This window comes from Pseudomonas sp. Q2-TVG4-2 (assembly GCF_013620795.1).
Taxonomy (GTDB): Bacteria; Pseudomonadota; Gammaproteobacteria; order Pseudomonadales; family Pseudomonadaceae; genus Stutzerimonas.
In genome coordinates this window covers 165,521-191,741 of the sequence record NZ_LGLW01000003.1, presented here as the reverse complement: position 1 = coordinate 191,741, position 26,221 = coordinate 165,521, and the positions used below count along the sequence as shown (strand labels likewise).

General features: G+C 62.0%; 26 protein-coding genes. 7 read left to right on the top strand and 19 right to left on the bottom strand.

What is annotated here, in order from left to right:
• Positions 1-218: 218 nt before the first annotated feature.
• Complete coding sequence (locus H3028_RS07280) at positions 219-1,400, bottom strand: acyl-CoA dehydrogenase (protein WP_181296370.1); 1,182 nt, start codon at positions 1,398-1,400, stop codon at positions 219-221.
• Between the two features lie 184 nt (positions 1,401-1,584).
• Here H3028_RS07280 and H3028_RS07275 point away from each other — a divergent pair, with 184 nt between their 5' ends.
• The 3 genes from H3028_RS07275 (at position 1,585) to H3028_RS07265 (ending at position 4,890) form a co-directional block, all read left to right on the top strand.
• Entirely contained in the window at positions 1,585-2,505 is a 921-nt protein-coding gene (locus H3028_RS07275) for a LysR substrate-binding domain-containing protein (protein ID WP_181296369.1), read from the top strand.
• A gap of 175 nt (positions 2,506-2,680) precedes the next feature.
• The gene (locus tag H3028_RS07270; RefSeq protein WP_181296368.1) at positions 2,681-4,231 is read left to right on the top strand and encodes a DUF2235 domain-containing protein; all 1,551 of its coding nucleotides are present in this window, start codon (positions 2,681-2,683) and stop codon (positions 4,229-4,231) included.
• Positions 4,231-4,890, top strand: coding sequence for a DUF2931 family protein (locus H3028_RS07265; RefSeq protein ID WP_181296536.1), 660 nt, complete (start codon positions 4,231-4,233; stop codon positions 4,888-4,890). Before H3028_RS07270 ends, H3028_RS07265 begins: the two co-directional genes overlap by 1 nt.
• Before the next feature lie 28 nt (positions 4,891-4,918).
• Here the strand turns inward: H3028_RS07265 and H3028_RS07260 are convergent, their stop codons facing one another.
• From H3028_RS07260 to glcD, 10 genes are all read right to left on the bottom strand, one after another.
• The gene (locus tag H3028_RS07260) at positions 4,919-5,305 is read right to left on the bottom strand and encodes a helicase (protein ID WP_181296367.1); all 387 of its coding nucleotides are present in this window, start codon (positions 5,303-5,305) and stop codon (positions 4,919-4,921) included.
• 135 nt (positions 5,306-5,440) lie between these two features.
• Positions 5,441-5,713, bottom strand: coding sequence for an HU family DNA-binding protein (locus tag H3028_RS07255; protein WP_021207208.1), 273 nt, complete (start codon positions 5,711-5,713; stop codon positions 5,441-5,443).
• A gap of 148 nt (positions 5,714-5,861) precedes the next feature.
• On the bottom strand, positions 5,862-7,073 hold the full coding sequence (locus H3028_RS07250; protein WP_181296366.1) for an NAD(P)/FAD-dependent oxidoreductase: 1,212 nt from the start codon (positions 7,071-7,073) through the stop codon (positions 5,862-5,864).
• 1 nt (position 7,074) lies between these two features.
• Complete coding sequence (locus tag H3028_RS07245) at positions 7,075-7,242, bottom strand: rubredoxin (RefSeq protein WP_168422350.1); 168 nt, start codon at positions 7,240-7,242, stop codon at positions 7,075-7,077.
• Positions 7,243-7,387: 145 nt separating this feature from the next.
• Positions 7,388-9,097, bottom strand: a complete 1,710-nt coding sequence (locus tag H3028_RS07240; protein WP_181296365.1) for an L-lactate permease — start codon at positions 9,095-9,097, stop codon at positions 7,388-7,390.
• A 222-nt stretch (positions 9,098-9,319) separates the two neighbouring features.
• Positions 9,320-11,503, bottom strand: coding sequence for a malate synthase G (locus H3028_RS07235; protein ID WP_181296364.1), 2,184 nt, complete (start codon positions 11,501-11,503; stop codon positions 9,320-9,322).
• A gap of 23 nt (positions 11,504-11,526) precedes the next feature.
• Positions 11,527-11,931, bottom strand: a complete 405-nt coding sequence (locus H3028_RS07230; RefSeq protein ID WP_181296363.1) for a heme-binding protein — start codon at positions 11,929-11,931, stop codon at positions 11,527-11,529.
• Positions 11,932-12,149: 218 nt separating this feature from the next.
• Positions 12,150-13,367: a glycolate oxidase subunit GlcF gene (gene glcF / locus H3028_RS07225; protein WP_181296362.1), complete on the bottom strand. Its 1,218-nt coding sequence runs from the start codon at positions 13,365-13,367 to the stop codon at positions 12,150-12,152.
• Position 13,368: 1 nt separating this feature from the next.
• Positions 13,369-14,427 carry a glycolate oxidase subunit GlcE gene (gene glcE, locus H3028_RS07220; protein ID WP_181296361.1) on the bottom strand — a complete coding sequence of 353 codons (1,059 nt, stop codon included), beginning with the start codon at positions 14,425-14,427 and terminating at the stop codon, positions 13,369-13,371.
• Positions 14,427-15,926 (bottom strand): glycolate oxidase subunit GlcD, encoded by a 1,500-nt coding sequence (gene glcD / locus H3028_RS07215; RefSeq protein ID WP_181296360.1) that lies wholly within the window; start codon positions 15,924-15,926, stop codon positions 14,427-14,429. The genes glcE and glcD overlap by 1 nt, the downstream gene beginning before the upstream one ends.
• A 236-nt stretch (positions 15,927-16,162) precedes the next feature.
• On the opposite strand from glcD, the gene glcC reads away from it, so the two are divergent.
• The 3 genes from glcC to ubiA all read left to right on the top strand — a co-directional run bounded on the left by glcC (position 16,163) and on the right by ubiA (position 18,529).
• A complete protein-coding gene (glcC, locus tag H3028_RS07210; RefSeq protein ID WP_181296359.1) occupies positions 16,163-16,933 on the top strand; it encodes a transcriptional regulator GlcC in 771 nt (256 codons plus the stop codon).
• Positions 16,934-17,038: 105 nt separating this feature from the next.
• Positions 17,039-17,578, top strand: a complete 540-nt coding sequence (locus tag H3028_RS07205) for a chorismate lyase (RefSeq protein WP_181296358.1) — start codon at positions 17,039-17,041, stop codon at positions 17,576-17,578.
• 57 nt (positions 17,579-17,635) lie between these two features.
• Positions 17,636-18,529, top strand: coding sequence for a 4-hydroxybenzoate octaprenyltransferase (gene ubiA, locus H3028_RS07200; protein ID WP_181296357.1), 894 nt, complete (start codon positions 17,636-17,638; stop codon positions 18,527-18,529).
• A gap of 49 nt (positions 18,530-18,578) precedes the next feature.
• Here the strand turns inward: ubiA and H3028_RS07195 are convergent, their stop codons facing one another.
• From H3028_RS07195 to H3028_RS07160, 8 genes are all read right to left on the bottom strand, one after another.
• Positions 18,579-19,016, bottom strand: a complete 438-nt coding sequence (locus H3028_RS07195; RefSeq protein ID WP_181296356.1) for a heme-binding protein — start codon at positions 19,014-19,016, stop codon at positions 18,579-18,581.
• A gap of 10 nt (positions 19,017-19,026) precedes the next feature.
• Positions 19,027-19,806 carry an SDR family NAD(P)-dependent oxidoreductase gene (locus tag H3028_RS07190; protein ID WP_181296355.1) on the bottom strand — a complete coding sequence of 260 codons (780 nt, stop codon included), beginning with the start codon at positions 19,804-19,806 and terminating at the stop codon, positions 19,027-19,029.
• 9 nt (positions 19,807-19,815) lie between these two features.
• Complete coding sequence (locus H3028_RS07185; RefSeq protein WP_181296354.1) at positions 19,816-21,324, bottom strand: tripartite tricarboxylate transporter permease; 1,509 nt, start codon at positions 21,322-21,324, stop codon at positions 19,816-19,818.
• A complete protein-coding gene (locus tag H3028_RS07180; RefSeq protein ID WP_181296353.1) occupies positions 21,325-21,810 on the bottom strand; it encodes a tripartite tricarboxylate transporter TctB family protein in 486 nt (161 codons plus the stop codon). It lies immediately after the preceding gene.
• 25 nt (positions 21,811-21,835) lie between these two features.
• A complete protein-coding gene (locus tag H3028_RS07175) occupies positions 21,836-22,819 on the bottom strand; it encodes a tripartite tricarboxylate transporter substrate binding protein (protein WP_181296352.1) in 984 nt (327 codons plus the stop codon).
• Between the two features lie 66 nt (positions 22,820-22,885).
• Positions 22,886-23,512: a 2-dehydro-3-deoxy-6-phosphogalactonate aldolase gene (locus H3028_RS07170; protein WP_181296351.1), complete on the bottom strand. Its 627-nt coding sequence runs from the start codon at positions 23,510-23,512 to the stop codon at positions 22,886-22,888.
• Positions 23,505-24,455, bottom strand: a complete 951-nt coding sequence (locus H3028_RS07165) for a 2-dehydro-3-deoxygalactonokinase (protein WP_181296350.1) — start codon at positions 24,453-24,455, stop codon at positions 23,505-23,507. Before H3028_RS07165 ends, H3028_RS07170 begins: the two co-directional genes overlap by 8 nt.
• Complete coding sequence (locus H3028_RS07160) at positions 24,452-25,240, bottom strand: IclR family transcriptional regulator (RefSeq protein WP_181296349.1); 789 nt, start codon at positions 25,238-25,240, stop codon at positions 24,452-24,454. The genes H3028_RS07165 and H3028_RS07160 overlap by 4 nt, the downstream gene beginning before the upstream one ends.
• Before the next feature lie 163 nt (positions 25,241-25,403).
• Here H3028_RS07160 and phoB point away from each other — a divergent pair, with 163 nt between their 5' ends.
• Complete coding sequence (gene phoB / locus H3028_RS07155; protein WP_181296348.1) at positions 25,404-26,093, top strand: phosphate regulon transcriptional regulator PhoB; 690 nt, start codon at positions 25,404-25,406, stop codon at positions 26,091-26,093.
• The last annotated feature ends 128 nt before the right edge of the window (positions 26,094-26,221 follow it).

Genomic DNA, 26,221 nt, shown 5'->3' with positions numbered 1-26,221 from the left:
GTTATTGCCGCGCCACCAGGAAATGTAGTCTGCAGCGGGGCGAGTAAACGTAGGGTGAATGACGCTTTATCCATCCACCGTGCAGGAAGAATGGGACGAAAAGAGCGTCATCCACCCTACGGCGATGCCGGTGTTTTACGTAGAAGCGAGCTTGCTCGCGAATGGCTGCACATTCTTTCGCGAGCAAGCTCCTACAGGCCGAACGGCGTCCGTCCCGCTTAGAAGAACGCTTGGATACCGGTTTGCGCGCGCCCGAGGATCAGCGCATGCACGTCGTGGGTGCCTTCGTAGGTGTTGACCACCTCGAGGTTGACCAGATGCCGCGCCACGCCGAACTCGTCGCTGATGCCGTTACCGCCGAGCATGTCGCGGGCCAGACGCGCCACGTCCAGTGCCTTGCCGCAGCTGTTGCGCTTCATGATCGAAGTAATTTCCACTGCCGCGGTACCTTCGTCCTTCATCCGGCCGAGACGCAGGCAGCCCTGCAGCGCCAGGGTGATTTCGGTCTGCATGTCGGCCAGCTTCTTCTGGATCAGCTGATTGGCGGCCAAAGGGCGACCAAACTGCTGGCGATCCAGCGTGTACTGACGCGCGGTGTGCCAGCAGAACTCGGCGGCACCCAGCGCGCCCCAGCTGATGCCATAACGGGCCGAATCCAGGCAGGTAAAGGGACCGCGCAGGCCACGCACGTCGGGGAAGGCGTTCTCTTCCGGGCAGAACACGTTGTCCATGACGATCTCACCAGTGATCGAGGCGCGCAGGCCGACCTTGCCGTGGATCGCCGGGGCGCTCAGGCCTTCCCAGCCCTTCTCCAGCACGAAGCCGCGAATGGCGCCCTCGTCATCCTTGGCCCAAACCACGAAGACATCAGCGATCGGGCTGTTGGTGATCCACATCTTTGCGCCGGACAGGCGATAGCCGCCATCGACCTTTTTCGCTCGTGTGACCATGGAGCCCGGGTCGGAACCGTGGTTCGGCTCGGTCAGGCCAAAGCAGCCGATGTATTCGCCGCTGGCCAGTTTGGGCAGGTATTTCTGCTTGGTTTCCTCGTTGCCGAACTCGTTGATCGGCACCATCACCAGCGAGGACTGCACGCTCATCATTGAGCGATAGCCAGAATCGACACGCTCAACCTCACGGGCGATCAGGCCGTAGCAGACGTAGTTCAGTCCACTGCCGCCGTAGGCTTCCGGGATGGTCGCGCCAAGCAGACCGGTGTCACCCATCTCGCGGAAGATCGCCGCATCGGTACGCTCGTGGCGAAAGGCTTCGAGCACCCGTGGCGCCAGCTTGTCGGCGGCGAACTGCTGGGCGCTGTCGCGCACCATGCGCTCTTCGTCGGTGAGTTGCTGATCAAGCAGCAGCGGGTCGATCCAGTTGAAGCTTGCTTTGCCGGCCATGGGTGGTCCTCTTGTCGTAGACGGTGAACCGGGCGCGATGCCCGATGCAGCATTCGGATGGATTGATCCTAGAAGCTGCAGCACCAGGCGACAAACGAGTAATTCGCAACAATCTGTGCGATTTACTCACTCCGAGGTATGCTAAATCGGCTGAATACCCACTCATTAGTGAGGCAGTCGCATAATGCGCCGCAAAATACCCAGCACCGCCGCGCTCGTCGCCTTCGAAGCGGCGGCCCGACACCAGAGCTTTACCCGTGCCGCCGAAGAGCTGGCGCTAACCCAGAGCGCGATCTGCCGACAGATCGGCGGGCTGGAGGAATTCCTCGGGCTGGAGCTGTTTCGTCGTTCCCGCCGCGGCGTGAAGCTGACCGAGGCCGGGCAGTCCTATGCAAGGCGAGTCGCTACCCAGCTCGATGCGGTGGAGCGCGACACGCTGTCGGTAATGGGCCAGCAAGGCGCGATGACCATCGAACTGGCGCTGGTGCCGACCTTTGGCACCCAGTGGCTGCTACCTCGGCTGCGGCAATTTCAGGCGCTGCACCCGGAAATCACCGTCAACCTGACCAATCGCACCCGCCCCTTCCTGTTCGCCGATACGGATTTCGACGCGGCGATCTATTTCGGTGACGGCGACTGGTCCGGTACGGTCGCCCATTCGCTGATGCCGGAGCAGTCGGCGCCAGTGTGCAGCCCGGCCCTGCTGAGCGGCGCGGCTGCGCTGGCGCCATACGCTATCGCCGAGATGCCATTGCTGCAGCAGACGACACGCCCATACGCCTGGCGGCAATGGTTCGACTCGCTGGGGATGAAAGTGGCGCGGGACATGACCGGCCCGCGTCTGGAGCTGTTCTCGATGCTCGCCCAGGCCGCCGAACACCAGATGGGCGTCGCGCTGATCCCGCCCTTCCTGATCCAGCGAGAGCTCGCCGAGGGGCGCTTGATAATCGCGCATCCTCACGCCTACCGACGTGAAGGCCAGGCCTACCACCTGATAATTCCCGAACGCCGTGTGGAATCAGCCGCCATGAATGCCTTTCGCGACTGGCTGCTGGACGAAGCGCGTGCCTGGATGGCGCAGCAAGACCCGGTCGCACCGCAGTGAAATGCTGCCGCTACCTCGAAACCGCCAGGCCGGCCGCACGCTTTGTGAACCGGCTGCTTGAATCGACGCTGGCTGTCGTTCCTACTACGTTCCGTGCCGTGACCAACAGGATGTAGCTCGACGGCGCGTGTCCACCCAGATCATCCAGCCTCACTTGCCAGGGAAAGGTAGAAGCATGAGCGGTTACGTCCCCAACATTCCGCAAGCCAAGCGGGAAGCCGAGCTGCGAAACGTCGAGCCGGTCGACATCCATGCCCAGCGCTGGGCGGAATATGAACGCCACGCCAAGCAACCCGCCAAGCCTGCCGAAAAGACACAGTTAGCCCTGCGTATCGGCGTGTTTTTCGACGGCACCGGCAACAGCGCCACCAACACTGCCCTCGGCATGGCGTGCGGCGCGCATCACCCGATCCGAAAAGAAGATCTTGAAGCCAGCTGCAAGCCGTATATGGCTAATCCGGATAGTAGTTATGGAAATGACGTAACGAACATCAAAAAGCTCAGCGAGCTGTATTCGGCCCCTCCTTCGCCGGAAGGGACCAGCCTGCGTAAGCGCGTACTCCGCAAGCTATATATTGATGGGATCGGCACTGAAGCCGGAGCGAAGGACAGCTTTCTCGGAGCAGGAGCAGGCAGGGGTTCAACTGGCGTAAACGGGCGAGTCCAAGATGCGTTTGATCGAATCAAAGACATCATCGACTCAGTCCACGAAGAAAATCCCGACTGTGAAATTTGCTCGCTCACTTTTGACACTTTTGGATTCAGCCGCGGGGCGGCGGCGGCTCGCCACTTCGCCAATGAGGTTGTCATGGGCCCTCAAGGCCCATTGCGAGCTGCGACTCAGGACAACGGCAAAGTCTTCAGCCCGACATTCATCTGCCGCTACGAGCGAGACATCACCATCGGCTTCATCGGTCTATTCGATACCGTTGCAGCGGTTGCGGGCCTGGCCAATCTAGGAGACGTCAGCAGTTCTACAGCCCCCTGGGTCAAGTTACACCTGCCCAGGAAGTACTTCACTAACGTGGTTCAATTGGCGGCTCGTGATGAAACCCGCGCAAACTTTCCCCTAAGCCAAGTAAAGCCTGATCACACCGAAATCACGCTACCAGGGGCGCATTCCGATATCGGTGGTGGGTATCTGAGCGAGGCCGAAGAGTGCGTATTGGTCAGTCCGATGCAGGCACTTACGGTCGGTGCTGAAACCGATGTCAACACTACTTCTATCTACCGAGACGCCGAGCTAGCCAGGGAACGGCTGGTGTCTGAAGGTTGGCCTACATCTATGTTAGAAATCGTTACACCAGACCCTCAGTTGATCCCTACCGATCCTTCCGATCGGCTGGCGCCCAGGCAAAAACGGATATTTGCCGGGCTGCAGTTGAAGCGCTGGGTAAGTGGAGAACTTTCGCGTGTGTATCTACGTGTCATGTATGAACTGGCGAAAAAGCAAGGTGTTCCCTTCGAAGACATTCCGGACGAGCCACAGTATTCGCTTCCCGCGGAGCTCAGATCTCTCTGCAACCGGTTTATCGGGGGCGATTACGAAACTACCCCCGAAGAGGAAGAGCTGTTAAAGCGTCGTTTCATCCATATTTCTGCCCATTGGAACAACCCACTCAAACCTAGATCGGCTAATGGTTTAAATCTCGTTTACATCAATGCGCCGAGCCCTGATGGAATACGGCGGACACATTCACACCTACCTGACTGGACCTTGCTGTGATTAAGTTGATAACCGCCCTGCTCGGTAGCCTTCTCCTCTATGGATGCCAGGCCATGGACCCTCTGTCGGCCAAAAACGACCCGAAGGCCCGCTGGTGGAGCCTTGAGTTCATCGGGCCCAGCTATATGACCGGATGGGTCGAATCCAGCATTGTTCAAGACATAAACGGCCAGCTCATAGATCACGGTAGTGGTGGTGTCATTGGCAACGGAAATCCGGGCTACGCAACCGAAACAGCCAAAGGATGGGGCGGAGGGGTAGGAGGTAACACGAGAGGGGTTGTGGGCGCGGATTTTCCAAAACGAATATACGTGCGCTGGCAGTCGATAGTTGAGCCGCAAACGTATCGTACCTGGGTCGAAATTCCTGAAACGGCGCGGGAGATAATGCGGGAATCGATAAATCGCCGCTGCTTAGAAAAACCAACCAGAACAGCCCGCTACATGGCCTCGATGTACCTTGGCTTGGCGCCAGGGGGAGCAATCCAAGTATGGGCGGTAAATAGCTGCGGCCGAGCAGTAAAGGTCGTGCGTGCTAAAGCCGAAATTGAACCACTGGGCCCCTCACAAGGCCAGACTGACGGGCGTTACGCTTACCAGATCAACGATAAAACCCGGCGCTACATTGAGAAGTATGGAATCCCCTACGGTAGCTGGTAAAACGCGCCGTATTCTCACAGTACCGACATCAAGCCGCCTCAGTCTTCTTCTTGCGCGGCTTGAGATATTTGGTCAGACCCTGGAACCACATCACCAGCGCCGGGTTGCCCTGGATCTGGATGTCTTTGTTCTGGATGCCCTGCATGAAGGCCAATTGCTTGTTCTTGGCGTTCATGGTGGCGAAGCCATAGGCGCTGTCCTTGAAGCCGATGGCGAAAGCCGGGTCGGTCGCCGGGCCTGCGTGACTGGTGACGCGTTGACCCTTGACCACGTAGTGCCGCGCGGCGTTGCCGTCGAGGGTATGCAGCTGGAAGGTCAGATCTTTATCGCCGAGCTGCTTCTGGAAGTCAGGGTTGTTGCGGCTGGCCTTGGCCATGAGGCGACCAAGCATCCAGAGAAGAAAGCGAAATTTCATGGTTGGCCGACCGTTGGCGGAAAAGCGGCATTGTAGCGGCTGGTCTGAGCGGCGGAAGCAGGAAAACAGAGGGGTCTGAAATGGACTGTTCAGTCAGGCTGACCCGGAGCCTGGGCGGCCCCGGGCGGCGCGACTTTAATTGATCGCGTCTTTCAGCATCTTTCCCGGCTTGAAAGCCACAGTGTTGCTGGCCTTGATGGTGACGGGCTCACCCGTTTGAGGGTTTTTTCCCGTACGAGCACCTCGATGACGCTGAATGAAGGTGCCGAAACCAACCAGGGTGACGCTGTCCTTGCGGTTGAGCGCGTTGGTGATCTCATCAAGTACGGCGTTGAGTACACGGTTGGCCTGATCCTTGGTGAGATCGGCCTTGTCGGCGATGGCGGCTGCGAGTTCCGGTTTGCGCATGGGTAGCCTCTAAGACTTTATTGTTTTTGTTCGCTGTTCTCCGAACAGCGTTCCGACGCGCTGCAACAGCTCTACACTGCGGCAGCACCTCGGAGGAGCATGGCACGCTGATGGCACTCGCGCCAGCCCCTACTAAAGCCTTAGCGAGTCATTCCGCAGGTTTTAACGACAGAACCTCAGGCAGTTCTGCCAACACGGGCGGCAATAGCTTATTCAACGCCAGGCGCTCTTGCACCGCCGCACCTGTCAGCGCATAGCCCAACAGGCTGCCATCGCTGGCGAGGAACAGCGCCTTTACGTCGTTGCCCTGGCCTTCCACGCTCCAACTGCCCTCGCTTCCAACGGCTGGCGGCGATACCACCAGCGGACATACAGGGGTCTTTACGGTGATCGGCATCGGCCCGTAAGTAACCGAAGTCGGCTTGCCGGTGAGGGTCCGCGCCAAGGCGCGCACGCCGCTCATCAATGGCATTACATAGAGCAAATTTAGCCCGCCCACCTCGGCGCAATCACCGACGGCATAGACATGCTCGGCTGAGGTCTGCAACTGCCGGTCAACGTTTATCCCGCGATTGATCGCCAATCCCGCCGCCGCAGCGAGTTCGGTGCGCGGACGCAGACCGACGGCGCTCACCACCAGATCGCAGCTCAGTCTCTGGCCGTCCGATAGCTGCGCTTCCAGCGCCTCCTCATGCCGATCCAGGCGTTCCAATACCGACCCTAGATGGAAGCGCGCACCCAGCGATTCCAACCCGCGCTGGACCGCCGTCGCGGCCTCCACCGGTAGCAGCGATGGCATGATCTGCTCGCACGGCGCGACTAGCTCAACCGCGTAGCCGCCGTGCAGCAGATCATTGGCAAATTCACAGCCGATCAGCCCGGCACCGACGATCAACACCCGGCGCTTGCCTCGGGCGGCCTCGCGGAAGCGACCGTAGTCCAGCAGATCGTTGATCGGAAAGACCGCGTCCTGGGCATCCCCGGCAACCGGCACCTGGATTGTCTGTGCGCCCCAGGCGATCACCAGGTCGCGGTAAGGCACAGGCTCGTTGCCGATCCACACGCGACGATTCGCCGGATCGAGGCGTGTCACCCTCGTATGGGTGCGAATCTCGGCGTTGAGCTGAATAGCCATCGGTCCCGCCATCGCCATGCCCAGCCCATCTGCCTCTTTGTTCATGGCGAAGCCGGTGGACAGCATCGGCTTCGAATAGGAGCGGCCGTCGTCGGCTGTAATCAGCAAGAGCGGCGTTTCACCGTCGAGCTTGCGGAACTCCCGCGCGAGGTTGTAGCCCGCCAGCCCGGTGCCGATGATGACCAGGGGAGCCGCCGGTTCGCCTTTGCTCTTGGATTCGTTCATATCAACCTATCGCGATCATCTCAAAGTCCATCTTGCCGACACCGCAGTCAGGGCACAGCCAGTCCTCTGGCACGTCCTCCCAACGAGTTCCCGGCGCGATACCGTCGTCCGGCCAACCCTCGGCCTCGTCATAGATGAATCCGCAGACTACGCATTGCCATTTTTTCATTGCCCACCTCGATCGCTATCGAATGCGCTGCACGCTATACCAGAACAGCGAGGTCCGCCAAATCCCGGCGCTCTGGTGCCGAATATTAATCGGACATAAACAAAACGGGCGGCCTAAGCCGCCCGTCCGGGTCCACTTACGCCTGTTAGCTGGCGGTAGCGGTTCCTACCAGCGGATCGGTAATGCCCATTACATAGAAACCGATCATGCCGATGCTACCGGCCAGTACGAGGTAGTACAGGGTCGGCAGCATGGTCTTGCGTAGCGTGATGCCTTCGCGACCCAGCAGACCGACCGTCGCCGAGGCCGCCACCACGTTGTGAATGGCAATCATGTTACCGGCCGCCGCACCCACCGATTGCAGGGCCACCATCAGCGCGCCAGAAATCCCTAACAGCCCGGCAGTGTTGTACTGGAACTGCGACAGCATCAGGTTGGACACGGTGTTGGAACCGGCAATGAAGGCACCCAACGCGCCGACAGCAGGCGAGAAGAACGGGTACACGCTGCCTACGCTGTTGGCTACCAGCTGGGCCATAGCCACCGGCATGGACACCAAATCAGACTCGTTGACGCCGGAGTTGATCAGGATACGTACCATCGGGATGGTGAAGATCAGCACGAAACCGGCGCCCAGCAATGTCTTGCTCGACTCGGAAATTGCCGCCACCAGCTGGCGCGCCTGCATGCGGTGCAGGAAGAACGTCACCAACACCACCATGCAGAGAATCCCGCCTGGCAGATACAGCGGCTCCAGGGTACCGGACACACCGGTTTCACCGAGGATGTCCTTCCAGCCGAAGCTCACCGACATCAAGGCTGCTTTGAGCTGCGGGAAGATCCGCGACAGCACCAGGAATATCGCCAACAGCAGATAAGGTGCCCAAGCCATCGGGACGGAGATCGGCGTGCGTCCAGCGACGTCTTCGATCTTCATCTCGATCTTGCCCATCCACTCCACCGGCCACTCGCTGGCCGGGGCGAAATCCCAGCTGTCCTTCGGCAGCAGGAAGCCTGCCTTGGCAGCCGGTACGACGATGGCCAGACCGACCAGCGCGCCGATCATCGACGGGAACTCCGGACCAAGGAACACTCCGGCAGCGGCGTAAGGGATGACAAACGCCAGACCGGTAAAGATGGCGAACGGCGCCATGCTCAGGCCTTCGCTCCAGGAGCGGTTGCGCCCGAAGAAGCGGGTCATGATGCTGATCATGATCAATGGCATCAGGATGCCGCACAACGCGTGGATGATGGCGACACGCGAGAAGATCAGGTGGAAGAATGTCTCCCAGTTGCTGCCCACCGCGGTCAGCTGGCCGCCGAGAGTCGCCTGATCCAGGCCACCGGCCACACCAACCAGAATCGGTGTACCCACCGCGCCGAAGGAGACGGGTGTGGATTGCACCATCATGCCCAGCACGACGGCGGCCAGGGCGGGGAAGCCCAGCGCCACCAGCAGTGGCGCAGCGACCGCTGCCGGCGTACCGAAGCCGGAAGCGCCTTCGATGAAGCAGCCGAACAGCCAGGCCACGATCAGCACCTGGACACGCTTGTCAGGACTGACGTTGGCGAAGCCGCGACGAATCGAGGCGATGCCGCCCGAATGCTTCAGCGTATTGAGTAGAAGGATCGCACCGAAGATGATCCAGAGGATCGCGGCGGTGAGGATCAACCCTTGCAGCGTGGAAGCCAGGACCCGGTTGAAGGTCATGTCCCAAGCCAGCAGGCCGATCAGCGCGGTAAGTATGAAAACCAGTGGCATGGCGAACTTGGCCGGCCAGCGAAAGCCGATCAGTAGAACGCCCGCCAACACCAGCGGCACGAAGGCCAGTATGGACAGCAGTGTCTGACTCATTGTTGGGTTCCTTGTTTTTTGTTGTGAACCACTTCTTTATCCCCGGGAAGCCCCGGCGCCCCGCATGGATGCCATAGTTTCATGACATCCAAAGGTGCCGATCGACCGTTTCGCCGATCCGCCCCCCATGCTCGAAAGCCCCGGACGCGATAAGGCGCCCGGGGCTTGCAATCTACGCTAATGGCCGACCTGGGCCAGCCATCAGCAATCTTCTGAATACCCTCAACGTTCTTTCTGCTGCTTGAAGCGTTGGCGCCAAGCATGCAGCAACGGCTCGGTGTAGCCGCTCGGCTGCTCGCGCCCCTTGAAGACTAGGTCGCATGCCGCCTGGAAGGCAGCGGACTGTGCATAGCCAGCCGCCATCGGACGATAAGCAGGATCACCAGCGTTCTGCTGATCGACCACCTTGGCCATGCGCTCCAGGGTTTCACGAACCTGCGCTTCGTCGACCACACCGTGATGCAGCCAGTTGGCCAGATGCTGGCTGGAGATACGCAGTGTGGCGCGGTCTTCCATCAGGCCGACATCGTGAATGTCCGGCACCTTGGAGCAGCCGACGCCCTGCTCGACCCAACGCACCACATAACCGAGGATGCCCTGGCAGTTGTTGTCCAGTTCCTGCTGGATCGCCTCGGCCGACCAGTTGCGCTCCGGCGCCACCGGGATGGTCAACAGATCGTTGGTCAGCTGCTCGCGCTCGCTGGCCAGATCGATCTTCTCGAGCTCGGCTTGCACGGCTTGCACATCCACTTGGTGGTAGTGCAAAGCGTGCAGCGTGGCGCCAGTTGGCGACGGTACCCAGGCGGTGTTGGCGCCGGCCTTGGGATGGGCGATTTTCTGCTCGAGCATGGCGGCCATCAGGTCCGGCATGGCCCACATGCCTTTGCCGATTTGCGCCTTGCCACGCAGGCCGCAGTTCAGACCGACCAGCACATTGTTGCGCTCGTAGGCCTGGATCCAGGCGGTGCTCTTCATGTCGCCCTTACGCAGTACGGCGCCGGCTTCCATGATGGTGTGCATCTCGTCGCCGGTGCGATCGAGGAAGCCCGTGTTGATGAAGGCCACACGATTCTTCGCCGAACCGATGCAGGCTTTGAGGTTGACGCTGGTGCGGCGCTCCTCGTCCATGATGCCAACCTTGAGGGTGTGGCGTGGCAGGCCGATGAGGTCTTCAACGCGGCCGAACAGCTCATTAGCGAAAGCGACTTCGGCAGGACCGTGCATCTTGGGTTTTACGATGTAGACGCTGCCGGTGCGCGAGTTGCCCTTACGCTGCAGGTCGTGCTTGGCGATCAGGCTGGTGATCACGCCATCCAGAATCCCTTCGGGAATCTCATGCCCGTCGCCGTCGATGATCGCCGGGTTGGTCATCAGGTGACCTACGTTGCGGATGAACAGCAGCGAGCGGCCGTGCAGGGTCAGGTTCGAACCGTCCGCTGCGGTGTATTCGCGATCGGCGTTAAGGCGACGGGTGATGCGCTTGCCGCCCTTCTCCAGATCTTCGACCAGGTCGCCCTTCATCAGGCCGAGCCAGTTGCGGTAGACCAGCACCTTGTCGTCGGCATCGACCGCGGCTGTCGAATCTTCGCAGTCCATGATGGTGGTCACGGCCGCTTCGACCAGCAGATCCTTGACGCCAGCAGCATCGGTCTGCCCGATCGGGCTGTTTGGATCGATCTGGATTTCGACGTGCAGGCCGTTGTTCTTCAGCAGGATCGCCGTCGGCTCGACCGCTTCGCCCTGATGGCCGATGAACTTCTCTGGCTGCTTCAGGCCAGTGGCGTTGCCGTTTTCCAGGGTGACCTTGAGCTGGCCGTCCTGTACGCGATAGCTGACCGCATCGGCATGGCTGCCTTCGGCGAGCGGCGCGGCCTGATCGAGGAAGTTGCGCGCAAAGGCGATGACCTTGGCGCCACGTACTTCGTTGTAACCCGGGCCCTTCTGCGCGCCGTTCTCTTCGCTGATGGCATCGGTGCCGTAGAGCGCATCGTACAGCGAGCCCCAGCGGGCGTTGGCGGCGTTCAGCGCGTAACGGGCGTTGCCGATCGGTACGACCAGCTGCGGGCCGGCCTGGCTGGCGATCTCGCTGTCGACGTTGCTGGTGCTGATCTTCACGTCGGCCGGCTCAGGCAGCAAATAGCCGATGGACTCGAGGAAGGCGCGGTAGGCCGGCATGTCGCTGATCGGGCCGGGATTGCTGCGGTGCCAGTTGTCCAACTCCACCTGCAGGCGATCACGCTCGGCGAGCAGGGCACGGTTCTTCGGCGCCAGGTCGTGGACCAGCTGATCGAAGCCGCTCCAGAAGGTCGACGATTCAACGCCGGAGCCCGGCAGGACTTCGTCTTCGACGAAACGATGCAGATTGGCCGCAACTTGCAAACGGCCCAGGGTTACGCGCTCGGTCATGTTCTTTCTCCTGAATTCGTCTATCAGTTGCCAACGGCGGCGGCACCGGCCTTGGCCACCTGCGCGTCCTGTGTGGCGGTCACGCCGGATACGCCGACCGACCCGATCACGCTGCCATCGACGATCACCGGGACGCCGCCTTCCAGCGAGCAAACCACCGGAGCGGACAGGAAGGCGTTGCGTCCGCCATTGACCATGTCCTCGTAACCTTTGGTTTCGCGGCGACCGACAGCGGCGCTACGGGCCTTCTCGGTGGCGATATAGGAGGCGATCGGCGCGCAGCCGTCCAAACGCTCCAGCGCCAGCGGGTGGCCGCCGTCATCGGCGACGACGATGGTGACAGCCCAGCCGTTGTTCTGCGCTTCGGTACGCGCGGCGGCGAGGATGGTGGTGACTTCGGTCTGGGTCAATACGGCTTTGGTTTTCATGTTCTCTCCTGTCGAATTTGGTCTGCGTCACGGCGCATGTTTAGGTAGTTTCTGCTCCGGTGAGCCTGAAGCTACGGCCCGCCTTACTGCATCGCCTGCTCGACGCACTCCATCCAGACGGTAGGTGGGCCTCAGCCCACCAAAACCGCCCGCCGGCCAGCAGGCCTGTTGGGCTAAAGCGGAGCGCCGCCCGGCCCACCCTACGGTGGCAGTGCGACTTATTGCATCGCCTCCTCGACAACCTCGATCCAGTGCCGTACCGGTGTACGGCCGGCGCCGTCGAGATGAGTCTGGCAGCCGATATTAGCGGTCACGATGACTTCCGGCTTGCCGCTTTCCAAGGCGGTGAGCTTGTTGTCGCGCAACTGCTTGGAAAGCTCTGGCTGGGTGATCGAGTAGCTGCCGGCAGAACCGCAGCAAAGATGCGCATCCGGGACCGCGGTGAGCTGAAAGCCCAGCCGGGTGAGCACGTCTTCGACCGCACCGCTGAGCTTTTGTGCGTGCTGCAGCGTGCATGGACAATGGAACGCCATGCGCTTGTCGGCCTTGACGCGAAGACGCTCCAGTTCGGCGCTGCGCAGCACTTCCACCAGGTCCTTGGCCAGCGCACTGACCCGAGCGGCCTTGGTCGCATAAGCCGGATCGTCGCGCAGCAGGTGACCATAGTCCTTGATGAAGGCACCGCAACCGCTAGCGGTCTGCACGATGGCTTCGGCGCCGCCTTCGATAGCGGGCCACCAGGCGTCGATGTTACGGCGGGCGCGGTCCAGGCCGGCTTGCTGGGCGTTCAGGTGATAGTCCACGGCGCCGCAGCAACCGGCTTCGCGGGCGCTGGAAACACTGATACCAAGACGATCGAGCACGCGCGCAGTGGCCGCATTGGTGTTGGGCGACAGGCTCGGCTGCACACAACCCTCCAGCATCAGCACACGGCGCGCATGCATCACCTGGGGCCGCGGCTTGGCCGGGCTGACCTGGCGCGGCATGTGCGATTTGAGCGTCGCAGGCATCAGCGGGCGCAGCGCGTTGCCGGTACCGAGCAAGGCCTTGAACAGGCCAGGACGCGGGATCACGGTACGCAGCCCAGTGCGCAGCAGGCGCTCGCCGACGGAGCGTTGGACCTGCTGCTCCATGAAGTCACGGCCGATATCCAGCAGGTTGTGATACTGCACGCCGGATGGGCAGGTGGTTTCGCAGTTGCGGCAGGTCAGGCAGCGATCCAGATGGGTCTGGGTGCTCTCGGTGACTTCGCCGCCCTCGAACATCTGCTTCATCAAATAGATGCGTCCGCGCGGGCCGTCCAGTTCATCACCCAGCAACTGGTAGGTCGGGCAGGTCGCATTGCAGAAACCGCAGTGCACGCAGGAACGGAGGATGCTTTCGGCTTCCTCGGCACGCGGCAGTTTTTTCGCGGCTTCGCTGAGATTGGTTTGCATATCAGACCTCGGAGTACATTCGGCCGGGGTTGAAGATCCCCTGCGGATCGAGTTGCGTCTTCAGCTGGCGGTGATAGCGCAGCAGCGGCTCGCCCAATGGCTGGAACGGACTAACGCAGGCGCCAGCGGTGAAGCAGATGGCGTGCCCGCCGACTTCAGCGGCAATGCCGCGAATGGTTTGCACATCGGCATCGGACTTCAGCCAGCGCTGAGCACCGCCCCAGTCGATCAGCTGTTCGCCGGGCAACGCCAGCTCGGCCGTATTGGTCGGGAGCGACAACCGCCACAGCGGCCGCGCATCGGCGAAGAAGCCCAGGCGCTGTTCGCGGAGGTCCTGCCAATACTCGCCATCGAGGGCTTCGCCACCGATACGCTCACAGGCGGCATTGACCGAGCCTTCGCCGCCCTCGAGACGCAGATGCAGCGCACGGCCATCATGGCTGGCAGCGGTAATCGGTACGGGCTGCTGGCCCCATTCGGCGAGCTTGAGCAGCGCCCGATCGACGCTCATCTCGACCCGCAGGCTGCGGCACAGACGCGGCTTGGGCAGTACCTTGAGCGAGACTTCGGTGAGCACACCGAGACAGCCGAAGCTGCCGGCCATCAGCCGGGAGAGGTCGTAGCCGGCGACGTTCTTCATCACCTCGCCGCCGAAGCGCAGGTGCTTGCCGTGTCCGGTGATGACCCGCGAGCCCAGGACGAAATCGCGTACCGAGCCGGACCAGGGCCGACGCGGCCCGGACAGTCCGGCGGCGATCATACCGCCGACGGTGGCGCCTGGACCGAAGTGCGGCGGCTCGCAGGGCAGCATCTGTCCGGCCTCGTCGAGCGCGGCTTCGAGTTCAGCCAGCGGCGTGCCGGCGCGTGCGGTGACCACCAGTTCAGTGGGGTCATAGGTGACGATGCCGCGATGAGTGCGGGTGTCCAACAGCGCGCCCTCGACCGGGCGGCCGAGAAACGCCTTGCTGCCGCCGCCCTGGATGCACAGCGGGGTATTGGCCGCCAACGCCTGGTTGACCTGTTCGATCAGCTGCTCACTAGCGTCAAAGGAAACCGTCATCAGAAGCGCTCCAGTTCGGGGAAGGGCAACTGCCCGCCGTGCACGTGCATGCCGCCGAATTCGGCGCAACGGTGCAGCGTCGGAATATTCTTGCCAGGATTGAGCAGACCACTCGGATCGAAGGCCGCCTTCACCGCGTGGAACAGCGTCAGCTCGTCGGCGTTGAACTGTGCGCACATCTGATTGATCTTCTCGCGGCCAACGCCGTGCTCGCCGGTAATGGAGCCGCCAACTTTCACGCAAAGTTCAAGAATCTTGCCGCCCAGCGCCTCGGCGCGCTCCAGCTCGCCCTCGGTGTTCGCATCGAAGAGAATCAGCGGGTGCATGTTGCCGTCACCAGCGTGGAACACGTTGGCCACGCGCAGGCCGTATTCTTCGGACAGATCGGAAATCCCCTTGAGCACGCCTGGCAATTCGCGGCGCGGGATAGTCCCGTCCATGCAGTAGTAGTCCGGTGAAATCCGCCCGACTGCCGGGAAGGCGTTCTTGCGCCCGGCCCAGAATTTCACTCGCTCGGCTTCGTCGCGCGCCTGGCGCACTTCGGTGGCACCGGCCAGTTTCAACACCTCGCTGACGCGCGCGCAGTCATCGACCACATCGGCTTCGACGCCGTCCAGCTCACAGAGCAGGATCGCCTCGGCGTCCACCGGATAGCCGGCATGAATGAAATCTTCGGCGGCGCGAATCGACAGGTTGTCCATCATTTCCAGGCCACCGGGAATGATGCCCGCGGCGATGATGTCACCCACCGCGCGACCGGCCTTTTCCACCGAGTCGAACGCGGCCAGCAGTACCCGCGCCACCTGCGGCTTGGGTAGCAGCTTGACCGTCACTTCGGTGACGATGCCGAGCATGCCTTCGGAGCCGGTGAACAGCGCCAGCAGGTCGAAGCCCGGTGAATCCAGCGCGTCGGAGCCGAGCACCATGCGCTCGCCCTCGACGGTGAGGATTTCCACCTTCAGCAGGTTGTGCACGGTCAGGCCGTATTTCAGGCAGTGCACGCCGCCGGCGTTTTCGGCGACGTTGCCACCGATCGAGCAAGCGATCTGCGACGAAGGATCGGGCGCGTAGTAGAGGTCATAGGGCGCCGCGGCCTGGGAAATAGCCAAGTTGCGAACGCCAGGCTGAACACGGGCGAAGCGACCGGCCGGGTCGACTTCGAGAATCTTGTTGAAGCGCGCCATCACCAGCAGGATGCCCTGCTCCAACGGCAGCGCACCGCCGGACAGCCCGGTACCGGCGCCGCGAGCGACGACCGGCACGCCCCGTTTATGGGCGATCTTCAGCAGCGTTTCGACCTGTTCGATGCGCTCGGGCAGCACCACCAGCATCGGCGTGGTGCGGTAAGCAGACAGGCCATCGCATTCGTAGGGTGTGAGATCTTCCCTGCGGTGGAGGATGTCCAAGCCAGGCAACTGAACCTGCAACTCGGCAAGCAATGCGGCCTTGTCGACCTTGGGCAGCTCACCGTCGACGCGTTCGTCGTAGAGAATATTCATGGCAGTTGGTGCTCTTGATTGTTCACCGCCAGCACGGCCAGCTGCGGTGGATTGCCGCATCATTAGCCTGACGCACCCGAATCGTCCATCGGCAAAACCACTGGTCCTACCAGTTTCTTTCGTCATGCTTTCAACATCTCGACATAGGATGCCCATATATCAGGCCTGCAGCCACCTTCGCCTGCATTGCGGTAGACTTCCGCGAAACTGGTCCTACCAGTGAAAGGAGATCCTTTATGCTGTCCGAAAACACCCAAGAACGCCGCCAACTGGCCGATATCGTCGCCGAGCGGATCGAGCGACTAATCGTCGACGGCGTGCTCAAGGTCGGTCAGACCCTGCCGTCGGAGCGCCGTCTGTGCGAGAAGCTCGGCATCTCTCGCTCGGCCTTGCGCGAGGGGCTGCGCGTGCTGCGTGGACGCGGCATCATCGAAACCGCGCAAGGTCGTGGCTCCCATGTCGCCAGACTGTCCGGCGAGCAGGACGCCAGTCCGCTGATGCATCTGTTCAACTCGCAACCGCGCACCCTGTTCGATCTGCTCGAAGTCCGCGCGCTACTGGAGGGCGAGTCGGCACGACTGGCGGCGTTGCGCGGCACCGATGCCGACTTCATCCTGCTACGTCGACGCTACGAAGAAATGCTCGCCGCGCATACCGAGGAAGGCGGTGATCCACGGGAGCACGCGCGCCTCGACCATGCCTTTCATCTCGCCGTCAGCGAGGCTTCACACAACCCGGTGCTGGTTCATACGCTGCAATCGCTGACCGATCTGATGCTGTCCACGGTGTTCGCCTCGGTGAACAACCTCTATCACCGGCCGTTGCAAAAGCGGCAGATCGACCGTCAACACTCGCGGCTGTTCCATGCCATCACCGAGCGTCTGCCGGACCAGGCCCAGCGCGCCGCGCGCGACCACATCCACGGCATCCGTGACAACCTCAAGGAGATCGAGCAAGAGGAACAGCGCCTGGTCCGCGCCACCATGCGCCTGGAGGGCTGGACATAAGATCCACCGTGAACGGCAGGCGTAAGGCGTGCCTTGGCTCGGGTTTGGAGCGGCCTTCGTGCCGCATGCTAGACTCGGCGCTTCTTTTCGCTGCCGCTATCGCTCGTGCCCGACTTCCAGACTTGGCTGACCGCCGACCGTTTTCCCGCTCCGCTCGATCCTGCCCTTCACGATTGGCTATTTGTCGATAGAGGCTCGCTGACGCGACGCCTTACCGATCTCGCCGATGGCGCCTTCAGTGTGCTGCCGCTCGCAGAAGGGTGGCAGGCGCTGCGCGATGACGAGTGCGCCGCGCTGGGAGTGGCGAGCGGCAGCCAAGGCTGGGTTCGCGAGGTCTACCTGCGCGGCCAACTGCTACCCTGGGTTTTCGCCCGTAGCGTCGCGGCCCGCAGCGCACTGGAGCACTCTGGCCTCGACCTGCAGAGCCTCGGCAGCCGGTCGCTGGGCGAGCTGCTGTTCAGTGATCACGCCTTCGCTCGCGGCCCGCTGGAAGCCCGCCGTTACCCAGCCGCCTGGCTCCCCGAAGAGGTTCGTCAGGAACAGCTATGGGCGCGTCGCTCATGCTTCACCCAGGGTGAGCTGGGCGTGCTGGTGGCTGAAGTGTTTCTGCCGACCCTGTGGCGCGCGGCACGGATCGATGGCTGAAGGCTGGGCAGACTCCGCGTCACCTGCCGACACCCCGTACTGACTGGAGACCCGCCGATGTATCAGAAGCTTCTGCAATCGAGCAATCGCCTGCATCCGCGCGCCTGGGACTTCATCCAGCTAATGCGTCTGGATCGCCCAATCGGCACCTACCTGCTCCTATGGCCGACGCTCTGGGCGCTGTGGGTCGCCGGCGAAGGCACGCCCAGCGTTAAGAACGTGGTGATCTTCGTCCTCGGCGTCATCCTCATGCGCGCCGCAGGGTGCGTCATCAACGACTTCGCCGATCGCAACTTCGACGGTCACGTCAGCCGCACCAAGGGCCGCCCGCTGGCTACCGGCAAGATTTCGGTTAAAGAAGCCTGGATTCTTTTCGCCATCCTCGTCGCCCTGAGCTTCGTCCTGGTCCTGTTCACCAATGCGGCGACCATATGGCTGTCCTTCGGCGCCCTCGGCGTTGCGGCGCTCTATCCCTTCATGAAGCGCTACACCTACTACCCACAGGTAGTGCTCGGCGCGGCCTTTTCCTGGGGCATGCTGATGGCGTTCACCGCCGAGCGTGGCGAGCTGCCGCCGGAAGCCTGGCTGCTGTTCATCGCCAACGTGGTCTGGACCGTGGGCTACGACACCTACTACGCCATGGCTGACCGTGATGACGATTTGAAGATCGGCATCAAGTCCACCGCCATCCTCTTCGGCGAAGCCGACCGCATCATCATCGCGACCCTTCAGGGCCTCGCCCTGTTCTGCCTGATCCTTGCCGGTGTGCGCTTCGAGCTCGGCCAGTGGTTCCACCTGGGCCTGACGATTGCTGCGCTGTGCTTTGCCTGGGAATTCTGGAAAACCCGCTCACGCAAGCCGCAGGTCTGCTTCAAGGCGTTTCTGCATAATCATTGGGCGGGGCTGGCTATTCTTGCCGGGATCATTCTGGATTACGCAGCCCGCACATAAGAAAGCCCGCCGCGACGTTGCCGGGCGGACCTCTTGATCTGGCGGACGGTCAGCCGTGCAGCACGCGCGCGCCGGCCTCGGCGACCTGACCATCCTGACTTGGGTGCATGCCTGATACGCCGATGGCACCCACCACTCGACCATCCTCAATCAGGGGAATCCCCCCGTCCATAAGGATGGCGTTATGCATCGACAGCAACCTCAACGTCGCCCCACCGCTGGCCAGAGTCTCCTCGAAGCCTTTAGTGGTGCGCTTGAAGGCTGCCGCGGTAACGGCCTTGCGCTGGGCCACCTCGACGCTGCCATGCGCGGCGTGATCCATCCGCTGCAGCAGAACCATGTGACCGCCCGCATCAGTCACGGCGATCACCATAGCCCAGCCGTTGGCCTGGGCGTGATTGTGCGCAGCCTCGACCACACGACTTGCCGTTTCCAGGCTGATTGGTGGTCCATAAGCCAGTGGGGGAGCAGCTATTTGAGTGTTCATGCCGCACTCCTCAGGGCATCGCCTGGCCGCCGTTGACGTCCAGCGTCTGACCCGTGATGTAGCCGCTGCAAGCGTGCGAGGCGAGGAACAGATACGCCGGCGCCATCTCCTCCGAGGTGCCGAAGCGGCCGAGCGGAATGGTGGTGTTGACCTGCGCACGGGCCGTGTCGTCTTTGTCCGCATGGAACGCAGTATCCACGGTCCCGGGCGCGACTACGTTGAAGCGGATGTTGTCACCGGCAAACTCGCGCACCCAATTGCGCTGCACGTTATGCAGCCAGGCCTTGGCAGCGGCATAGAGGCTCGCGCCCGGCCCGCCTCCGTTGTAGGCGGCAATCGAGCCGGTGGTGATCACCGATGCGCTCTGCCCGCTTGCCTTGGCCGATGCGCGCAAATGCGGGATCGCTTCACGCGTCACCAGCAGCGCCGAACGCAGATTCACGTCCACCATGGCATCGAAGAAGGCATCATCGATCTTTTCCAGGCCTCGCCGTTCCAGCAATGCTCCAGCGTTGTTAATCAGCACATCCAACCCGCCGAAGCGCTCGACAAAGGCCGCCACGGTATCGATGCAATCCTGGCTGCGGCTCAGGTCGCCAGCGAAAAACGCCGCCTCCGCGCCATACGCGGACAGCTCGGTCAGTAGCTCGTCGAGATTAGCCGGGCGATTGCGCGCAGTGATCGCAACCCGCGCGCCGAGGGCTGCGAAGGCTTTGGCCGTGGCGAGACCGATGCCCATGGTGGCGCCAGTGATGAGGACACGTTTGCCTTTGAGGTCTTGGAAATACATGGTTGCTCCTTAGTCGGTTAGGGCGGGACGGGGGGTGTGGCGTTCGCGCCATAGACGCACCAGCGGGGGCACCAGCCAGACAGCGAGCGTGGCGAGTGCCAACACCAGGGATACCGGGCGCTCGACGAAGGCGACGAAACTGCCGTTCGAACGCATCATCGAGGTCACGAAGGTCTCCTCCAACAGCGGCCCGAGCACGATGCCGAGGATCATCGGGGCCAGGGGGAAATCGTTCTCTTCGAGCAGAAAGCCGAGCACACCGAAGACCAGAATGGTCACCACCGCAAACAGGCTGTTCTCCACGGCATACGCACCGACCATGGCAAACAGCAGGATCGACGGCATTAGCACGCCTTGCGGAACGCGCAGCACTTGTTTGAACAGGCGCACCGCGAGGAAACCGAACGGGATCAGCATCAGATTGGCCAGCAGAAACGCCAGGAATACCGCGTTGATCATGCTGCCGTTGTCGGTGAAGATCGTCGGCCCCGGATTAAGCCCCTTCATCAACAGAACACCGATGACAATGGCGGTCAGCGAATCACCGGGAATGCCGAAGACCGTTGCTGGGACGAAGCTGCCACCGACTGCGGCGTTGTTGGCTGCCGTCGCGGGGGCGATCTGGGCGACTGCCGCTTCGTCGACGTCCCCCTGAGAGACGCCTCGGTCGGGTCGACCCATCGCATAGGCGATGTAAGCGGCGATATCCGCACCCGCACCTGGCAGAGCGCCAATCAAAGTCCCGGTGACCGAACCACGCAAGATACCCAACTTGTGCCGTAGAACATCACGCAACGCCTGCCAGTAAAGCGGCTGTTGAGGAACCTGCGGCAGCTCACGCTCGCTGACGCTGCGGGTGCAAAACCGCAGGATTTCCGCCACCGCAAACAGGCCGATGATGACAGGGATGAAACCGAAGCCCCCAAGCAGCGCGTCGCTGCCGAAGGTAAAACGCGTCTCGCCCGATACCGGGTCGATGCCGACACTGGCAACCAGCAGGCCAATCAGCAATGACACCGCACTGCGGCTGACCCGCGTGCCGCCCACCATGATCGCGGCAGTCAGCCCGAGCGTCGCCAGCCAGAAATATTCGAAGGAGCTGAAGTTGAGTGCGAATCGCGCCAGCAAAGGCGCGCCGAACATCAACGCCAGCACGCCGATGGAGCCGCCAATCGCCGACGTGCAAGCGCTTATGCCGAGGATGTACTCGCCACGCCCGGCCTGAGTGAAACGATAGGCCTGATCGGTGTACGCAGCGGAGGCCGGCGTGCCGGGCATGCGCAACAGCACCGCAGGCAGGTCGCCGGCGAAGATCGCCATCGCCGCCATGGTCACGATCGCGGCGATCGCCGGAACCGGGTCCATGAAAAAGGTAATCGGCACCATCAGTGCCACCGCCAGCGTTGCAGTCAGCCCAGGAATCGCACCGACCATCAGCCCATAAAGCGCGGCGACGGCCATGATGGCCAGCACCTTGAAGGTGAAGACCTGGCCGAACGCGTCGAAGATGACGTCCATTCACAGCCCTCCGAGATTGGCCAGCAGGCCCTGCGGCAGCGGCACGCCCATGACCTGCTGGAAGAACAGATAGAGGAACGCAACTACGCCGGCTGCGCAGACCATCGCGCGCAACGGTCGGCCGGTGAACCGGGCACCGAGCCCGGCGACCAGCAACCATCCGGTGAGAAGGAAACCAAGGGGTTCTACCAACAGCAGGAACGCCACCATACCGCCGACCACCAGCCCTAGGCTGAGCCAGTGACCCGGCACACGGCACCAGTCACACAACCCCAGCCACAGCGGCGCGCGTCCGGCCCGGGCAGCCGCAGCGCCTTTACTGGCCAGTACCAAACCCACGAGCATCAGCATCGTCCCGATAATCGACGGGTAAAAACCGGCGCCGTACTGAAAGTAGGGTGAGGCCTCCATGCCACCAGCCACGACAAGCACGCCGAGGCCAAGCGCCAGACAAAGGATTCCCCAAGTCAGGTCGGATAGTTTCATGGCTGCAACTCCGTGCTGACTGCGATCACATATCCATCTTGGCAAACAGCGCCTTGACGTCACCCGTGTGCTGCTCAAGGTAACGGGCAAAGGCTTCCGAGTCGCGCCATTGCGGGTTGAAGCCACGCGCCTTCATCTCGGTCTGCCATTCGGGGTTGGCGTAGATCGCTTCCATTGCACCTTCGAGCTTGGCGCGAACGTTCTCCGGCAAGCCGGCAGGTGCGACCAGCCCGCGGAACGAGCCGAGCTCCAGCTCAAGGCCAGTGGCCTCCTTCAGCGAAGGCACTTCAGGGAAGTTTTCCTGCCGATCGGGGCCGAATACTGCCAGGCTGCGCACCGTGCCGGTCTTGAGCATGGCATCGGCCTCGGGCAGTGAACTCGGCACGAAATCGACCCCTCCAGCAGCTAGGTCCTGCATAGCAGCCGCCGCGCCCTGTCCCGGAATCATCCGCACCTTGTTCATTTCGACGCCCCAACGGTCGAGCAGTGTCGCCACCGCAACCGGCCAAGAGCCGCCACAGCCGCCGGCACAGGCGATGGTGTACTTGGCGGGCTCGGCTTTTATCGCATCTAGCGCCTGATTGACGGTCTTGAACGGGGAGTCTGTGCGGACCTGGAAGCCTGCTGGGTCAAAGTTGTATTGGGCGATGGGTGTGAAGTCTTTCAGCTCGAAATTCGCCTGCCCCATCTCTTTGTAATGGGCATAGTTGAACAGCACGCCGAGCGTATAGCCGTCCGGCTTGGCATTGACGATGCGGTTGATACCAACCACACCGCCACCCTGTCCGAGGTTGAGCACGTTGAACTGCTGACCGAACTCATCCTTGAGATATTTGGCGAGAATCCGTGCAGTGCCATCCGAACCGCCGCCGGCACCAGCCGGGACGACGATGGTGACCGGACGGGTCGGCCACTCGGCGGCCGCGACCGGTAAAGCGCTCAGGCCAAATAGCAATGCCAGCGCGTGGCAACCTTTGCGAACCCAGCGAGGGGTTGATTTCATGGACATATCAGCTTTCCTTTTATTGTTGTTGAACACAGCTGCACGGCCCGGAAGGCGGGCGTTGGGGTTACCTCATTTGATATTCCGTCTTTCCCAGGCGGCTACGAATGCAGCGGCGTTATGCGCCACGTCCGCGCAATCCTGGCCCGGCCTGTAAAGGGCGGACCCTAGGCCGAAACCAGCCGCACCTGCATCGATGAACGTAGCCATGTTGTCAGGCGTGATACCGCCGACAGGAACCAGCCGGCAGTCCTGGGGAAACACTGCTCGCCAAGCTTTCACGACCGCGGGGCCACACTGTTCGGCGGGGAACAGCTTGAGCATCTGGGCACCCGCCTCCAACGCAGCGAAACCTTCGCTCGGCGTTGCCACACCCGGTGCGCTGACCATCCCGCCAGCTCGCGTGGCACGGATGACTTCCGGATTCATATTCGGCGAGACGATGAGACGACCACCGGCTGCAGCGACCGCCTGTACCTGAGCCACATTCAGCACCGTGCCGGCGCCGACCAGGCAATCAGAGCCGAGGTCAGCAGCGAGCACTTCGATGCTCTCGAGCGCCTGCGGCGAATTCAGTGGGATCTCGATCAGGCGGAACCCCGCCTCGTGAAGCGCCCGACCCACGGGGATGATCTCCTGCGGGGTGATGCCTCGCAGGATCGCAATCAGCGGTAACTGGGCCATGAATCGATCAATCATGTTGCACCTCCTTTGCGGTGACCAGCCCGGCGGCCTGTGCGATCCGCCATAGGCCGGCAACGCCGGGATTGTCGAGACTTCGTACCGATTCGATGCCAAATAGCGAGAATGCTTGGCGATAACGCGTGCACAGCGCAGGATCGCCAAGCAGCACCGGCGTCGGGACAGATGAAACAGCAGGCCCGCTTAGTGCGCTGCGCAACTCCTCACCGATCAGCAAGCCGGATAGATAGTCCAGGCTATTGGTAGCCGGAAGCTCACCGCTCAGCACCAAACTGCGCACGCTAAACAGCTGATCGGCGATACCGCGGGAGCCGCTGTCGCGCGCAGCCTGTACGCCACGCCGGTAAACCTGCGCATCGCCGATGACTCCGGCTTCCAGCGCTGGCCGGCCTAGAATCGAGTGATCTCGCAGGACGGCGAAAAGCTCGCCAGTCATGAAGGTCGTAAAACCCTGAAGCTTTCCGTCACGCACCTGGACCCATTTGCTATGGGTTCCGGGCAGTAGCAGAAGCGCCTCTTCAATCAGACCGGGTTCCAGCGCCAGAGCCCCAACGACCTGGGTTTCCTCACCGCGCAGCACGTTCGGGCGCTCACCGCCCTGACGCACCCCCGGAATCAAGTGCAGCGCCCCGGCACCCGTGTCGAGGCTGACCAGCCCGGCGGCGAGTGCGTGAGCATCGGCGGGACAGTCCATATACGGCACTTCGCGCCAGCCCTGACGGCTACCGATCATGCCCGACCCAATGGCTGGTAGACCGGGCCACTGCGCAAGCCAGTCTTCCAGCAGGAGCCGGTAGGCCCGGGCAAAATCGCGGTCAGGGGTGTGCTGAATGCCCCAGGGCTGCGTCCGGGAATCGAGCAACGAAGCATCTGGGCCAAGCAAATAGGCGCGAAGGGATGAGGTTCCCCAGTCGATGCCGATCAGGCAGGGTTCGCTCATCGTCCTCTCCAACCCAATTCGGCGGATACATCAGCCGCGCAACGAACGACGATCGGTCGCAGCTCTTCCAGTCGACTTTCCGGCATATAAGGGATGGCACTCGCCACGCTCAGTGCCGCAACGATCTCGCCTCCGGTATCACGCACCGGGGCGGCGACGCAGCGTACGCCCAGCTCGTTCTCTTCGAGGTCGAAGCTGAATCCGCCAGCCGCGTACTCCGCCATTTGCGCGTGGTATTCCTGCCAAGGCGTGAATTCTTCACGGAGACCGCTCTGTCCCTCTCGGCGCTGGAGCCCTTCTTCGTAGAGCAGCTGCCATTCCACCGCAGGCAGGTCGAGCATCAACGCCTTGCCGATGCCAGTCAGTGCAAGCGGCATGCGCAAACCGATGCGCGAACGCATTTCAAGGCCACGTGTGCTCGACAACTTGTCTATGTAAAGCACATCACTACTTTCCCGGACGCCGAGGTGGACGGTGTCCTGGGTCATGTCGGCCAGACGCTGCAGATGCGGCCGTGCCAGCTTGATCAACGGCATCTCCGCGCGAGCCTTGTATCCCAGCTCTATCAAACGTGGACCGAGGCGGTAGCCCAGAGCCTCGCTGCGCAGATAGTCCGCCTGAACCAATGCGGCGACCAGACGATGGGTGGTGCTGCGTGTGCAACCGATCACCGCGCCGATGGCCGCAAGCGAATCAGCACCCTGCGAGACCGCATCGATGGCGGCCAAACCTCGGAATAGCGCCTGTGCGCCGAGGGGAGCTTCTTTGTTCTTGTCTTGGGTCATGAGCATCTCCTACGCCACCACCTTAGTTTGATCGCCCGACTATCTCAATATGCGAGTTACACTCCCATATTGTGGGATTCGTGTTGCCGGTTGAATTTTGTCACACCGCTGCAACATTTCCGTTATCTAATGCCGAGCGACAAGAAACGGACCGAGAGCGGACATGAACGGTAAATGCATACTGATCGTCGATGACGAAGCACCGATCCGGGAGATGATCGTGGTGGCGCTGGAAATGGCCGGCTACGAATGCCTCGAAGCGGATAACACGCAGCAGGCCCACGCGCTGATCATCGATCGTCAACCGGACCTGATCCTGCTCGACTGGATGCTCCCCGGCACCTCCGGCATCGAGCTGGCCCGGCGCCTCAAGCGCGACGAAATGACCGCCAACACTCCGATCATCATGCTCACCGCCAAGGATGCCGAGGACAACAAGATCCAAGGGCTGGAAGTGGGCGCCGACGACTACATCACCAAGCCGTTTTCGCCGCGCGAACTGGTGGCGCGCCTGAAAGCGGTGCTGCGTCGCGCCGCGCCCAATGACACCGAGGCACCCATCGAGATCGGTGGCTTGCTGCTCGATCCGATCAGCCACCGCGTCACGATCGATGGCACCCCGGCCGACATGGGTCCTACCGAATACCGTTTGCTGCAGTTCTTCATGACCCACCAGGAGCGCGCCTATACGCGCGGTCAGTTGCTCGATCAGGTCTGGGGCGGCAATGTATATGTAGAAGAGCGTACCGTGGACGTGCATATCCGCCGCCTGCGCAAGGCGTTGGGCGACACCTATGAAAGCCTGGTGCAGACCGTGCGCGGCACCGGTTATCGTTTTTCCACCAAGAGCTGAACCGACCCGCATCCGGGCCGCTACGGCGATGTAACCGCCCAGCCGGTCACCCCACGGTCCGAACCGCCGAGTCTTAGCCGGCGTTGTACAGCATGATTTCCGGCCGGCCTCAAGCTGCCTCAAGGAGC

Excerpts from the sequence above, each read along its gene's own strand:
- H3028_RS07280 (WP_181296370.1), bottom strand. The coding sequence starts at position 1,400 with ATGGCCGGCAAAGCAAGCTTCAACTGGATCGACCCGCTGCTGCTTGAT.
- H3028_RS07275 (WP_181296369.1), top strand. The coding sequence starts at position 1,585 with ATGCGCCGCAAAATACCCAGCACCGCCGCGCTCGTCGCCTTCGAAGCG.
- H3028_RS07270 (WP_181296368.1), top strand. The coding sequence starts at position 2,681 with ATGAGCGGTTACGTCCCCAACATTCCGCAAGCCAAGCGGGAAGCCGAG.
- H3028_RS07260 (WP_181296367.1), bottom strand. The coding sequence starts at position 5,305 with ATGAAATTTCGCTTTCTTCTCTGGATGCTTGGTCGCCTCATGGCCAAG.
- H3028_RS07255 (WP_021207208.1), bottom strand. The coding sequence starts at position 5,713 with ATGCGCAAACCGGAACTCGCAGCCGCCATCGCCGACAAGGCCGATCTC.
- H3028_RS07250 (WP_181296366.1), bottom strand. The coding sequence starts at position 7,073 with ATGAACGAATCCAAGAGCAAAGGCGAACCGGCGGCTCCCCTGGTCATC.
- H3028_RS07245 (WP_168422350.1), bottom strand. The coding sequence starts at position 7,242 with ATGAAAAAATGGCAATGCGTAGTCTGCGGATTCATCTATGACGAGGCC.
- H3028_RS07240 (WP_181296365.1), bottom strand. The coding sequence starts at position 9,097 with ATGAGTCAGACACTGCTGTCCATACTGGCCTTCGTGCCGCTGGTGTTG.
- H3028_RS07235 (WP_181296364.1), bottom strand. The coding sequence starts at position 11,503 with ATGACCGAGCGCGTAACCCTGGGCCGTTTGCAAGTTGCGGCCAATCTG.
- H3028_RS07230 (WP_181296363.1), bottom strand. The coding sequence starts at position 11,931 with ATGAAAACCAAAGCCGTATTGACCCAGACCGAAGTCACCACCATCCTC.
- glcF (WP_181296362.1), bottom strand. The coding sequence starts at position 13,367 with ATGCAAACCAATCTCAGCGAAGCCGCGAAAAAACTGCCGCGTGCCGAG.
- glcE (WP_181296361.1), bottom strand. The coding sequence starts at position 14,427 with ATGACGGTTTCCTTTGACGCTAGTGAGCAGCTGATCGAACAGGTCAAC.
- glcD (WP_181296360.1), bottom strand. The coding sequence starts at position 15,926 with ATGAATATTCTCTACGACGAACGCGTCGACGGTGAGCTGCCCAAGGTC.
- glcC (WP_181296359.1), top strand. The coding sequence starts at position 16,163 with ATGCTGTCCGAAAACACCCAAGAACGCCGCCAACTGGCCGATATCGTC.
- ubiA (WP_181296357.1), top strand. The coding sequence starts at position 17,636 with ATGTATCAGAAGCTTCTGCAATCGAGCAATCGCCTGCATCCGCGCGCC.
- H3028_RS07195 (WP_181296356.1), bottom strand. The coding sequence starts at position 19,016 with ATGAACACTCAAATAGCTGCTCCCCCACTGGCTTATGGACCACCAATC.
- H3028_RS07190 (WP_181296355.1), bottom strand. The coding sequence starts at position 19,806 with ATGTATTTCCAAGACCTCAAAGGCAAACGTGTCCTCATCACTGGCGCC.
- H3028_RS07185 (WP_181296354.1), bottom strand. The coding sequence starts at position 21,324 with ATGGACGTCATCTTCGACGCGTTCGGCCAGGTCTTCACCTTCAAGGTG.
- H3028_RS07180 (WP_181296353.1), bottom strand. The coding sequence starts at position 21,810 with ATGAAACTATCCGACCTGACTTGGGGAATCCTTTGTCTGGCGCTTGGC.
- H3028_RS07175 (WP_181296352.1), bottom strand. The coding sequence starts at position 22,819 with ATGTCCATGAAATCAACCCCTCGCTGGGTTCGCAAAGGTTGCCACGCG.
- H3028_RS07170 (WP_181296351.1), bottom strand. The coding sequence starts at position 23,512 with ATGATTGATCGATTCATGGCCCAGTTACCGCTGATTGCGATCCTGCGA.
- H3028_RS07165 (WP_181296350.1), bottom strand. The coding sequence starts at position 24,455 with ATGAGCGAACCCTGCCTGATCGGCATCGACTGGGGAACCTCATCCCTT.
- H3028_RS07160 (WP_181296349.1), bottom strand. The coding sequence starts at position 25,240 with ATGACCCAAGACAAGAACAAAGAAGCTCCCCTCGGCGCACAGGCGCTA.
- phoB (WP_181296348.1), top strand. The coding sequence starts at position 25,404 with ATGAACGGTAAATGCATACTGATCGTCGATGACGAAGCACCGATCCGG.